This window comes from Chlorobium ferrooxidans DSM 13031 (assembly GCF_000168715.1).
GTDB lineage: Bacteria > Bacteroidota > Chlorobiia > Chlorobiales > Chlorobiaceae > Chlorobium > Chlorobium ferrooxidans.
On record NZ_AASE01000021.1, the window covers coordinates 1 to 11,855 of the forward strand.

Genomic DNA, 11,855 nt, shown 5'->3' on the forward strand with positions numbered 1-11,855 from the left:
CCGGAAATCAAAATCGTCTTCGACAACGATGATTCTGTTACTGTTGCTCATAAGTGTCAGATATCTGTTTGATAATTAGTCGAATATAGCCGGATTGGTATCCGGCACCATGCCGGTGAAATCGGATTTGACCGTAACTATTCATGATTGGCCAGAGGGATTCGCACCGTGGCCTCAACGCCTGATGCAGTATGTATGATGTTGACTTGTCCGTCAAGCTGATTGATAATAGTTCTTACAAGCCACAATCCGATTCCTGCTCCGGCAGTGCCAACTGCGTTACTGCCGCGTCTGTACTTTTCGAAAACAGCCTCTTCCTCATACTGCGAGATTCGTTCAGAGCGGTTTCGGATTCTGATGACGGCTTCGTTATCCTCAATACGGCCATCCACTTCTATTGGCGAGTCGGAAGGTGAGTACTTTCGAGCATTGTCAAGAAGATTGAAAATCGCCAGTTTGAGCTGGGAGGGGTCACAATAAATATCAGCGTTTCCGAGCTTTTCCATGTAGAGGATAGAGCGGTCATCCCACATATTGCGGAACGACTCTATCTGAGAAGCAACGACTGGAGCCAACTCGACCGATACAGACTCCGCTGTTGTTCTTGAACCGATAATGCGGCTCTCCTCAATGGCAATTTCCATAACCTCTACAAGACGGTCAATGGCCTTGTTTATCTTGTTGATATGGGGGATATTCGGGTTGTCGCTACTTTTGTTTTTTAACTTTATGAGATTGAGATTGCCGCGGATTATTGCCAAAGGAGTACGGTACTCGTGAGAGATCATGCTTATAAAATTGTGCAGATGTTCCACCTCTTCATTAAGCTGCCGTGTGCGTTCAGCGACTATCTGTTCTAGCCTTTCAATGCTGACCTGCTGTAACTCCTGCAGCGTGATATCCGTCATCATCACAAGAAAACACTCTTTGCTGTTCAGCATAATGTGCTCTCCGGAATAGAGGGCGTGAACAGTCTTGCCGTTTTTTTTTCGAAACAGGAAGGTTTTGTTTACAATTTTGCCCTGTTCATTGAGAACGGCACTGTTCTTTTCATAATCTTCATTTTGAATATAGAGGTTAAGCTCTTTTACCGTTCGCCCTGTTACCTCTTCTTTTGTGTATCCGAAGATTTGCTGCCAGGCATTATTGACATCGAGTAATTTGCCGTCATGAGCATTTTTGATGGCAATAGCCACAGGGAAGTGATCAAAGATAGTTCTGAACTTGAGTTCACTCTCCCTGAGCGCACTCTGAACCTCTTTTTGACCGGTGATATCCTCAATAATGCCTAAAACATGATTTGCGTTGCTCTGTTTGTCGAACTTGTATGTTCCGGTTACCCTGATCCATCGCAACTCACCCCTGGCAGAGTGAATCCTGCACTCAAAAGTATAGCTCTCCTTTTTTGCTATTTTTCTCGGGACAAGAGCCTCTATAGCGGAGCGATCTTCCGGGATGATGTGGTCGAAGAACTTCTCAAGTGACCATACCGGAGGAATGGTTTCGTAGCCGAAAATACGGGCATGCTCAAGCGTCCGGTCGGTGTTTCCATCCTGCAGATTCAGGTCCCAGACGCCGATATGACTGTTTTCAAGAATGAAATTCAGCCGCTCCTGACTTCTTCTCAGCTCCTCTTCTATCTCTTTTCTTTCCGTTATATCGATAATGGTGCCGATGAAGCGTTCCACATTTCCATCGCGGTCATACAAGGGCTTGCCTCGTGACATGAGCCAGCGAATGGAGTTGTTCTGATAAGAGATACGATATTCGCTATAAAGCTCGGTTTTATTTTCAGCAGCACTGGCCGCGCTCCGGATTACCCTCTGCCGGTCATCAGGGTGAATCGTGCTTGCCCAGAGTTCAAAAGATGGTTTCGGGTTGTCCAGTTTCAACCCGTGTAACAGGCGGGCCTCTTCCGACCAGGTGTTCTCTCCTGTATTCAGGTTCCACTCCCAAGTGCCGGCCCGGGCAGCTTCCAGTGCCTGTTTGAGGAGGCTTCTGCTCTCCACGATCTCCCGGTCTCTCTCTTTGCGCTCGGTAATGTCCATAACGGTACCGATGTAATGCGTAACCTGGCCATTCTCATCAAGCAGGGGCATTCCACGGCACATGAGCCAGTGAATCGAGCCGTCAAGGTGACAGACCCTGTATTCCATGTTGATATCGGTCTCTTTCTGAACTGCCGACATGACTTTCTGAAATGTCAACTCCCGGTCATCGGGATGTACGGTACTTGCGCAGAGTTTGTGCGTTTTGGCCATACTGTTCGGCTCCAGTCCGTATAACGCCCATACATGATCCGACCAGATGATCTGGTCAGCTCTTACGTCCCACTCCCAGACGCCGGCATGTGTTGCATCCAAAGCAAATGAAAACCTTGTTTTGTTGGCGCTGAGCGCTATCTCGGTCTGTTTTTGCTCGGTTATATCGATAATTGTTCCGATATACCGTATCGCCTTATCGTTGTCATTGAATATCGGCTTGCCCCTGGAGAGGAGCCAGTGAACTGAGCAATCAGGGTACAGGACCCGGTATTCAATATTCAGTTCGGTTGCGTTGCGTGCCGCATCGCTAACCGTCTGGATTACCTTTTGCCGGTCTTCGTTATGAATTGACTTTGCCCAGAGTTCAAATGAAGGGTTGCCTTCACTGCTTTCCAGTCCATACAGAGGCCAGATTTCGTCCGACCAGATATTCTCCCCGGTATTCAGGTCCCATTCCCATACGCCTGCCGAGGCGGCTTTCAATGCCTGGTTCAGCCGGGTTTTGCTGTCGCTGAGTGCAATCTCGCTCTCTTTGCGCTCGGTAATATCAATAATGGTTCCGATAAAGCGCGTGACCGCTCCACTTTTGTCGTGCAGCGGCATGCCGCGTGAGGTGAGCCAGTGAATGGAGCCGTCAGGGTGAATAACTCGATATTCAATTGCAGCTGCACTTCCCTCCCTGGCAGCTTTCCGTGTCATCCATGATGCCATTTCACGGTCATCGGGGTGTACGGTATCTACACAGAGCTGGTTATTCAAAGGAAGAGCATTTACCTGCAATCCGTACAATCCCCATACCTGTTCCGACCAGCTCAGTTCATCTGTTTCAACATTCCATTCCCAGATCCCTGAATGTGAGGCATCCAGCGCATAACTGAAGCGCATCTTGCTTTCGCGGAGGGCAATCTCTGAAAGCTTGCGTTCGGTGATATCAACACCGATCGAGAGTGCGCAGGGCTCCCCGTCAATGAATATTCTGCTTGTTCGGGTCAGCAGCCATAACGGGTTCGGGGCTCCGTGCGGGTGTACCTCTATTTCTCTTGCATCCTCAATGCCGGAATCGAGAATTTCCATGATTGTTTTTCTGAGGAACCCCATCTCATCAGCACCAAAAAAATCACTGGCATCAATGCAGGAGTTTGCGGATTCCGGTTTACAGAAAAGCATCTCCTGTGCATACCGGTTCCCGAAGTTCATTTTGAGGTCGGCATCAAGGATGACGACGGAAAAAGGGATCGCATCAAGAATGGTTGTTTTGATTGAGCGCTCTTTTTGCAGCTCCCTGTATATGCGGTTCTGCTCGGCAATATTCTGAATGGTGACGAGCAGCCGGGTTTCGCTCTCATCCGGCAATCCTAAAGGGCTGATGGTAACCTTTCTGATGTCCCTTGCATCAGCAAACTCGACACGTTTGCCGGTACGGAGAACCTCTTCACTCTTCTCCCGATGATAGGTCGCCAGTTCCGGCAGATGCACCACGTTTTCGATCAGATCGTAGATGTTGGCGCCGAGGCACTCCTGCGGCTGCATGTTGAATTGTGACGTAAACAGGGTGTTGGTATCAAGAATAACCCCTTTTTCATCAATGATATAAACGGCATCAGGAAGGGCTTCCAGCAAGGCGGAGAAGCCCGTCTCACCGGAACGGGTTCTGTCAGAATGGATATTGTTCTTATGCATCAACAAAGCAAGGTATTGGATTATGTTCCTGCAGTAAACATAAGCAAGCCCGATTGCAGGGAAGTGTCGAAAAGATCAGCGCATTCGAAGACTACTACCCTCGAATTCTGCTTACAATTCATACGGAAAAGCGCTTTTGTAATATAATAACTGTAACAGGAAATAATGATTGATCATTAACTGCCCGTCAACAAGGATGGGATAGTCGGTGTGGTGAAAACAGCAGCAGATGCCGGGTTTCAGTTTTCCCCCCGGATTATTGCCGCATACACAAGCTCACTCGGGCTTGTTCTGTGCGGAACTCTTGCCAATAAACTTGTTTAAGAGTATTACGATAAGAACCCCGCCAAGGAAAAAGCCGACAGGAGCAAAAAATGTGGTGTATTTGAGTATTTCGCTGTACATGATGTGTGATGTCCGTCTAAGATTTAAATAAGACCAATTGACATTTTTTTAGTCGTCAGGGAGTGCTTTTTCTGTAAAGTTTCAGAGAAATATCTCCGGTTTGAGTCTTTTGGTAAACCGGTTCATCGCGTAGTTTGCCAGCCAGACCCAGTTGAGCGGCTTGCCTTGCATGCGCTGCATGATGGAGCGGCCTTTGTAGACCTCTTTCTGCAGCTTGACAAAGTTGGAGAGCAGCTTTTCGCCCGACATTTTGTTCGGCTCGAACATGTAGTGGTAGGTGTCGTACTTGTCCCAGTCGAAGTGGCGGATGCGCGGCTTCATCTCGTCGAAATAGGGTGTGCCGGGGAAGGGTGTTACCAGAGAGAATACCGGGAACTCGATCCGGTTCTTCATGATGAAGTCGTAGGTGAGCTGGAAGCTCTCTTCGGTATCGTTGTCGAAGCCGAACATGAAGTAGCCCTGGATGGCAATGCCGTTCTTGTGGAGATTGCTCACCACCTTCTCATAGTTGCCCAGCCGGTTTGATCCCTTGTGGACGCTTTTCAGGGTTTCGGGGTTGAGCGACTCAAAGCCGATGCTGAGCAAATCGCAGCCCGAGCGGCCTGCCAGTTCGGCTACCTCCGGTTTGTCGAGAAAGTTCATGGAGATGTTGGCGTTCCAGTTAACCCCGAGCTTTGCCATCTCTTCAAGCAGCGTAAAGAAGTACTGCGGGCGGAAGCTGATGTTGTCATCCATGAAGGAGAAGTTGATCTTCTCCTTGTTGAGCCGATTCTGGTGGTAGCGCATCTCGTCAAGCACCAGGTCAAGTTCGCGGTAGCGATAGTTCTTGCCGTATATGGTCGGTGTGGTGCAGAAGTTGCATCCAACCGGACACCCCTTTGTTGCAAGGATGGGAATACGTGAACTGTATTTTTTTGCCGAGGGGGAAGAGAGTGCGTAACTGAAGTCCGGATGAAGCATGCTGCCCATCGGCTTGAGCTCTTTGGCCCGGTAGATGGGCTGCATTTTGCCATTCTGCACATCGGTGGCCAGCTCCGTCCAGATGGATTCTATTTCGCCGTAGACCACGCTGGTACAGTGCGAGGCGGCCTCATCATGCAGCATGGTGGGATGAACCCCTCCAAGGATAACTGTCTTGCCCTGACGCAGTGCGGCGTCACCGATCCGGTAGGCCTTGGTGGCGTTCAGGGTGCGTGAGGTGATGGCAACAACGTCAAAGCCAGAGAGGTCTTCAGGAACTTTGTCCCCGAGCCGCTCGTCGATAAAGGTGACATCAAAGAGCTTGCCGACAAGGGAGGCTACCATGATCAGGTTCAAGGGCATGCTCACTGTTCCTGAATCCACCATCATGCTTGTGGTGCTTACCGGCTGGACAAGAAGCCACTTTTTCCTTGTTTTTTTCTCTGTTGCAATGCTTTCGCGTGATTGAACGGTATAATTTTTCTGGGGAACTATCGTCTTTTCTTCTTTCCGCATGCTTATCTGCTCACTTAACGTAATAATTGGTTCTGAAAAATGTGAGGGTCTATCGTCAGGCGCCGAATCGTCTCTGGACCTCTTTTGATGGTTTTGCATAACCTGCCTTCACAGGAGAACTTCCACGGAAACTGCTGCTCAAAGAGCTTCCGCCATACAGATAGGGGTATGCATTGGCGCCGAGTCTTTTGGTGCACTTGCCGACATTTTCGAGATAATCACCGACAATCCACCATGTGCCGTCAACGAATACTTCAACAAGTCGACCATAAGCTTCAGCTCCCTGTACAAATGCGCCCTCGGTTTTGTTCATGATTATTAGGCTATCGGTTAATGTTTTTGAATGCGTTAACAGAATTGAGAGCATCTTAACCTATACTTGACAGGTAAGGCCAAGCTGTTCATCAGGCAATTTTGTTTCCCCATATTGAACGATTCCAAAAGGTATTTATGGCGTTTTTTTTGATATAGTTATCAAGCATATCGACAAGCTCATGCGCTGAGCAATTGATGCTTTTTGCCTCAACAATCTCCATGCACTCCTCGATACTGTTGGATGTCAGAACTCTGACGCGAAACACTTCGTCAGCTTCAAGCTTTTCAATCAAGCCATTTGACTCTTCCGGTGTCATAGTGTTATAGTTTGATTGTCTGATATTGTTTTCTGTTCCGGTTGAAAATCCACAGTGAGTACCCTGACGCAAGCTCAAAAACTCATCGCCATCGCCCCGGTTCTCTTTCGGTTGCGTCCACAGTTCCCCTTGCCCTGACATGCGGTAATTGTCGGAAGTTGGCGGCTCTATTGTTTTATCTGTAGATATTTTAATAGGGGAACGGGAGCAGCATGCCGGCTCCTTTTTTTGCTTTTGCAGCCAATTGAAGGACATAATCACTTCATCTTATTTTTAAGGAGATCACAAACGTATGCAGCTGTCAGGAGTTGTCCTCCGCAAGCCATTTTCTTTTTGAATTTAAAAAATATATTATTTTTATTACAAATGTCACAATAAATATAAAGCACTGTTCGGTGCGCTTAAAAGGCTGCCGTTATTGGCAATCATGCTTTATTAGGTAAAGTATTAGTGCCGATTTTCAGTTTTATTGTTCTCTTTTTGCGTGTATTTAGAGTGTAATATATTACAAATATTACGCGCCAAATGATTGTGTATATCGGGATGGGTTGGTCGAATCAGCGGCTTAAGGAGCGCTATCCGGCAGGATTTCGAAATATGGTTACCATTACTATGAGCAATCAGTCGAAACCGGGCGAAGGAAGCTATGGCACAAGCCCGTCAGAAAGGATTATCAAACACCTTGAAACATCTCTTGTTGAATATGTTCCGATTACGGTCTCTGTCCATGAGTCGGTAATCTGAACGCGGTGAAACGCTTAATTCTTGTGTTTAAGGCTGAAACAGAAGCGGGATGGGGAAGCGCTTTTTAAGATTCAGGCAATGGTGCGGATAATCATTTTTCTTGTCAGGGAAAACGGTTCAAAAGATTATTGATTGTTGAATTTCCGAACGCTAATTATTGAAATAATAGCCATGAAGATAAGACTTTTATGGATGGGTGCTGTAAAGGAAGCATGGGATTCATACATAAGAAAGTTAAACAGGGATATAATGCCTCAACGTATGGATATTCATCTCAGTCAGCAGATTACTATGGGGGGAACTCTCGAAGAGTTCGCCGAAATGGTTTTCATAGAGGGGTTTGCTGCAGGTGAAAAGCATGCCAAGTCTTTGATTTCCAGCCGTGGGAAGCACGAGCCGAGTATCAACTGAACAATATTATGGACCAGAATGATATAAGGCAATAGTTGTTCCATTTCAATAATTGAACATTAATCATTCTCCTGCATCATGTTTTCAGATAGAAGAGTCATGCGACAGTTTTGGTTTAGCTGGTATTGCTTGAAATGGCTGTTAATGAAGAGAGATTATGTCTACCATTTATTTTCAGGCAGAGGCCGAAAAGGCGAGCTGTTGTAAGCCACACCATACTTGTTGTTCATGGGTCTCATTTTGTCTATGAGATAAAATTCCGGCCATTTGAAATAATTTTTTTACACAACACAAAGGTATTACAAAGGAGGTTGTCAATATGATTCCATCTAACCCCGCAAACATAGTTAAAACAGCAGTTGGTGTAGCCGGAGGGACAGCATTAATAGCTCCTGTTGCCCTGCCGGTCTTTTCCGGTCTTGCCGGAATTGCCGTTGTAGGATTCGGGATTTTTGCTGTTGGCTCGCTTGCAGTTAAGGCTGCGGGAGCGATCAAAGAGATAGGTAATCCATTGCAATCAATGAGAGCGCAAAGTTACACGGACCCGTTGTAAGAAACTGTGCATATGCTGGTTTTAGTGAATTAGCCGGTTAATGTCGATATCAGAACGAATGTGGTTGGGTCCCGAAAAAGCCGGGAGTAAGCAGAGGATGTTTTTTTAATTGTCAGTGACTCGAATTTTTTCATCAGGCTAAATACAATCGACAATGATGTTTCAAGAGAGTATGGTACTACCCTCCCTCTACACAAGGGATGATCAGGTGCACATTGAACGTTGGATAGAGCAGGGTCCCGCTTACAAGGAAAATGGTAATCTTAACGATTCAAACAGAGTCGCAGAGATTGCACTCTCTTCTGTTCAGGGCCGGCTTCCTCAAGCTTCACTCGTTCAGGAAGATGGCAATGTGGTCATTGGACGCAAACACTGGGATTGTCCTGTTCAGATGCGAAACAATCTTTTTGCCCCAATTCATATCTTTGAAATTAACCGCAACAATGCACATGCCGGATTGTCATGTATTGAAGCCTATTACGTTACCCTTCTGCCCGGTTACAATATTTACGTAGTCACCATCTCGTATGGTTCAGAAGATCCTGAAGGATTTTTTGATTTAGCTATCGGTTTTTTCCATGTTGACAATGCCGAACAAATTATTGCTGAAGCATCAAGGGTTATCCTGTCATGGTGGCAGGTTCGGTATCAGGAATTGAGTTGCAGCAGGTAGGAGGAGTTGTTAACTTCGCTTTGATTGCTGTTACAACAGCTTTTCGGTTACGATACGAGGTTTCCTATAACGTGCAAATGCCTGATGGAGTTATCCGATAACCTGGTTTCATCGATTGATGCCTGCAGCTTGTTGTGGTGCATGAAGTTCTGCGATACAGGAAATATAAGGAGAAATTCAAGTTGCATGAGCTTCTGCCGTTAAGCTGGATAAGGATCCATGGTATCCGTCCAGTTTACCGGGACATCGCACTGCCGTTTTCCCGTACCCGATGGATTTCCTATGCTGACATACCCTATGACTACACACTTCAGATTCTCTACGAAGACCTCTCTCGTTCATATCCTGACGGGTATGTTTTACGAGGATGCACTCCCTCAACCGGCACATTTTTTTTCGAACGAAGCTGCATGACACTGAGAACCGGAGCTGAAGCAGTTCTGGAGCTGAACAGATCACATCTGGAGAGAAAAACTGTTCTGGGTTCGCTCGCGAGGGGAGCCAGGCAGGGGGAAGTCACGGAGATTTTGATGAATGAAGCAAATCAGCACCATTTTGAACAATTTCGACGCGAGACAAAACATGCCCATAAACCGCAGCTCCGGCATCTCTTCAGGGAAAACCCCTCGCGAGCATGTCGCTGCTTTGTTTTTCGCTCCTGTTCCGGCCAATGGCTTGCCGCAATAACGCTCTCAGCAAGAGGTCTGACGGAGGTGCATACCGAACTGATGCTCAGGCACAGGAGTGCTCCCGGAGATATCATGGAGTCTCTTGTCGCTGGTATTTTTGAAATCCTTAAAAGTGAAGGATTTCTTGAGTGGAGCCTTGGAGAGGTGCCGTTTATGATGTTGATGCAGAATCCGGAAGAGCCGCTCACTCCCATAGAGCAACTAATGGTCTCTCTGGTTTCAAACTGGAAACATGTATATGACTTTGAAGGTCTGTACCGTTTCAAAAACAAGTTTGCGCCGTTATGGCGTCCCGTGATGCTTTGTACCAACCGTAATCTGTCGCCGTTCATGCTTGCTCAACTTGCTGTATCTATGGGCTTTACTGATATATTGACACATGAGTCCTTTGGCATGTTCCGTCAGAGTCTGATATCAGTCTGAAACTGTCATTTGCATTATTCTGCATTGGATTTCTGTTGCCCGTATCTTGTTCTCCTTTCCGTATTCCTGACTCGCAGCTTGTTGTCGATTATCGTGCCACACATACTGAGGCCATACGTTTTATTATATGGAGGAAAATCTCGGTTGCTTCAATTTTTTATGCCTTGTAGACGAACGCACCAACAACCGGGAGTGGATGTCGATGGAGCCGGTTTTGATGATCTGCGTTCGGGGCATCTGCCGGTGAAGGGAGGGTTCAATCGGCAATGACCCCATGCAAAAGCATACACGGTAAGGCGATAATGGTTCGGATCGACCGGTGATTGGATATTGGAAAAGTGTTGTCGGTTTTATTTACCAATGTTTCTTCAAATGAATTTTCCGGGGTTCCCAGGAGTAATACCCGACAGTTTTCAGCTTCCCGTCAACAGCATTCTGCTCAACGATGTAAAACAGCAGCTGAAAGTGATGTTTCCCATATTTTTTAATCGGGAGCTCCCAGCATACACTCAGGCGTTGCGATTCAGTATAGTGCGTCGGGTCCGTTATGTCGGGAACCGGGTATAAACGGGAGGTCAGAACACCTGTCGGCTTTGTTTTGAGCCCTTGATTTCCGGCATCGACCGGAACGGCCCCCTTTTCGTCAAGCAGAATGACCTTGTAGAGCATTACATAACGCATATCGATGGCCGTAGTGCTGACACGCCAGCGGAGCACATCCTCCGTTCCTGCATTCAGTTCCAGACTATCCGAGCCATGTCCGCGATGCACACTCTGCAAGGGTGCTGCAACCATAAAGGCATCTTTTTGTGCAATTGCTGTTGGCGCAATGGTATCCTGACTCGGATGCGGGTAGTGTTGGCGAAGCATGCCGGTGTCTACTACCATTTTGATATCAATAATCATTGGTGTTTACTCCTTGTTATGCATCGATCACTGGTATGGATGGGATAAAAGAGCTCCTTCTGTTCAAACAACTCTTTTTCGCTAAACAAGTTGGTCACTCACGCCGGGAAGGCGTGAGTGACCGGTTTTTAACCGATAACATTGATAGTCGGATCCCAGTAGTAGTATCCGAAGGTGCTCAGTTTTCCGGTATTCGGGTCTTTGTTGACAATATAGAACCAGACCTGATAACCCTCGGTGCCCTGTATCAGTACTTCACAACTGAGAAAGACATCCGCCTGGGTGCTCGACGGCTGATAGCTTGTAGGGTTTCCGGGGTCGGGGATGGGCGTCGGGGGATAGGATACCCGCATGGCCGGAACGGTTGTGACCTCTTTTCCGCTGAACTTGACGATTTTGTAGATGATAGCCGCCTGATCGGTGTTTCCGCTCAGGGATTCTGAACGCCACCGGATGGTGTCATTGACCAGTGCGTTGATACTGAGATCTGCCGTAGCCTGTCCACTGGCCACAACGGCCTTTTGTGTCACCATAAAAACGTCAGCATGCTGAATACCTATCGGATTGCTGGCACTGCCTCCCCCCTTGTACTTCTCTTCAATGGTTACGGTGTCGAACATGACATCAATGTTGATGGTTTTTGACATAGTGTTAACCCTCCTCAACGGTTATTGATTGACGTGGACTCCTTTGATCAGACAACAAAGAGGCGAATCATGCAGCCGAACGGCAGAGGGCCGTTTCTTGCCGCTCCGGGATTCAGCGTGGAGCTGTGCCTGCTGTTTGGATTGCTCTTTACAGAATATAATACGTAATAAAAGTATAAATAATACGGTTAATTTATCTTTTTGGTGCGGGTGATGATAAGGATTTTAATGCCTGAATGTTTGATTGGTGAGTATCAACACATTGTAAAAATGCATTTACTGCTTATTTATCAGGAGGATGGGCGGTTTGATCAACGGGATTACCGGGCAGATAAGCGGGAGCTGCGGGGAG

General features: G+C 47.1%; 11 protein-coding genes. 5 read left to right on the forward strand and 6 right to left on the reverse strand.

The genetic code is table 11. The features are described from left to right. Nucleotides 1-137: 137 nt before the first annotated feature. From CFERDRAFT_RS09295 to CFERDRAFT_RS12400, 4 genes are all read right to left on the reverse strand, one after another. On the reverse strand, nt 138-3,944 hold the full coding sequence (locus CFERDRAFT_RS09295; protein ID WP_006366978.1) for a PAS domain-containing sensor histidine kinase: 3,807 nt from the start codon (nt 3,942-3,944) through the stop codon (nt 138-140). Nucleotides 3,945-4,430: 486 nt separating this feature from the next. Beyond that, nucleotides 4,431-5,924 (reverse strand): B12-binding domain-containing radical SAM protein, encoded by a 1,494-nt coding sequence (locus tag CFERDRAFT_RS09300; RefSeq protein ID WP_006366979.1) that lies wholly within the window; start codon nt 5,922-5,924, stop codon nt 4,431-4,433. Continuing rightward, entirely contained in the window at nt 5,881-6,138 is a 258-nt protein-coding gene (locus CFERDRAFT_RS09305) for a bacteriochlorophyll c-binding family protein (protein ID WP_040433621.1), read from the reverse strand. The genes CFERDRAFT_RS09300 and CFERDRAFT_RS09305 overlap by 44 nt, the downstream gene beginning before the upstream one ends. A 91-nt stretch (nt 6,139-6,229) precedes the next feature. Beyond that, nucleotides 6,230-6,718: a hypothetical protein gene (locus tag CFERDRAFT_RS12400; RefSeq protein ID WP_006367013.1), complete on the reverse strand. Its 489-nt coding sequence runs from the start codon at nt 6,716-6,718 to the stop codon at nt 6,230-6,232. 282 nt (nt 6,719-7,000) lie between these two features. Between CFERDRAFT_RS12400 and CFERDRAFT_RS09315 the strand changes: the two genes are divergently transcribed. The 5 genes from CFERDRAFT_RS09315 (at nt 7,001) to CFERDRAFT_RS09330 (ending at nt 9,950) form a co-directional block, all read left to right on the forward strand. Continuing rightward, nucleotides 7,001-7,201: a hypothetical protein gene (locus tag CFERDRAFT_RS09315; protein WP_156778054.1), complete on the forward strand. Its 201-nt coding sequence runs from the start codon at nt 7,001-7,003 to the stop codon at nt 7,199-7,201. 171 nt (nt 7,202-7,372) lie between these two features. Beyond that, on the forward strand, nt 7,373-7,612 hold the full coding sequence (locus tag CFERDRAFT_RS09320; protein ID WP_156778055.1) for a hypothetical protein: 240 nt from the start codon (nt 7,373-7,375) through the stop codon (nt 7,610-7,612). Nucleotides 7,613-7,931: 319 nt separating this feature from the next. Next, nucleotides 7,932-8,165, forward strand: a complete 234-nt coding sequence (locus CFERDRAFT_RS12185; protein ID WP_006367014.1) for a hypothetical protein — start codon at nt 7,932-7,934, stop codon at nt 8,163-8,165. A 172-nt stretch (nt 8,166-8,337) separates the two neighbouring features. Next, nucleotides 8,338-8,838, forward strand: a complete 501-nt coding sequence (locus CFERDRAFT_RS09325) for a hypothetical protein (RefSeq protein WP_156778056.1) — start codon at nt 8,338-8,340, stop codon at nt 8,836-8,838. A gap of 182 nt (nt 8,839-9,020) precedes the next feature. Then, nucleotides 9,021-9,950 carry a phosphatidylglycerol lysyltransferase domain-containing protein gene (locus CFERDRAFT_RS09330; protein WP_040433629.1) on the forward strand — a complete coding sequence of 310 codons (930 nt, stop codon included), beginning with the start codon at nt 9,021-9,023 and terminating at the stop codon, nt 9,948-9,950. A 354-nt stretch (nt 9,951-10,304) separates the two neighbouring features. On the opposite strand, the gene CFERDRAFT_RS09335 is transcribed toward CFERDRAFT_RS09330, so the two are convergent. Together CFERDRAFT_RS09335 and CFERDRAFT_RS09340 are read right to left on the reverse strand one after the other, a co-directional pair. After that, nucleotides 10,305-10,856: an AidA/PixA family protein gene (locus tag CFERDRAFT_RS09335; RefSeq protein WP_006366983.1), complete on the reverse strand. Its 552-nt coding sequence runs from the start codon at nt 10,854-10,856 to the stop codon at nt 10,305-10,307. 128 nt (nt 10,857-10,984) lie between these two features. Then, entirely contained in the window at nt 10,985-11,503 is a 519-nt protein-coding gene (locus CFERDRAFT_RS09340; protein WP_006366984.1) for an AidA/PixA family protein, read from the reverse strand. Nucleotides 11,504-11,855 lie beyond the last annotated feature (352 nt).

Bases quoted from the DNA above. Each gene is read 5' to 3' on its own strand.
- CFERDRAFT_RS09340 (WP_006366984.1), bottom strand. From the start codon at position 11,503: ATGTCAAAAACCATCAACATTGATGTCATGTTCGACACCGTAACCATT.
- CFERDRAFT_RS09335 (WP_006366983.1), bottom strand. From the start codon at position 10,856: ATGATTATTGATATCAAAATGGTAGTAGACACCGGCATGCTTCGCCAA.
- CFERDRAFT_RS09295 (WP_006366978.1), bottom strand. From the start codon at position 3,944: ATGCATAAGAACAATATCCATTCTGACAGAACCCGTTCCGGTGAGACG.
- CFERDRAFT_RS09325 (WP_156778056.1), top strand. From the start codon at position 8,338: ATGGTACTACCCTCCCTCTACACAAGGGATGATCAGGTGCACATTGAA.
- CFERDRAFT_RS09305 (WP_040433621.1), bottom strand. From the start codon at position 6,138: ATGAACAAAACCGAGGGCGCATTTGTACAGGGAGCTGAAGCTTATGGT.
- CFERDRAFT_RS09315 (WP_156778054.1), top strand. From the start codon at position 7,001: ATGGGTTGGTCGAATCAGCGGCTTAAGGAGCGCTATCCGGCAGGATTT.
- CFERDRAFT_RS12185 (WP_006367014.1), top strand. From the start codon at position 7,932: ATGATTCCATCTAACCCCGCAAACATAGTTAAAACAGCAGTTGGTGTA.
- CFERDRAFT_RS09320 (WP_156778055.1), top strand. From the start codon at position 7,373: ATGAAGATAAGACTTTTATGGATGGGTGCTGTAAAGGAAGCATGGGAT.
- CFERDRAFT_RS09300 (WP_006366979.1), bottom strand. From the start codon at position 5,924: ATGCAAAACCATCAAAAGAGGTCCAGAGACGATTCGGCGCCTGACGAT.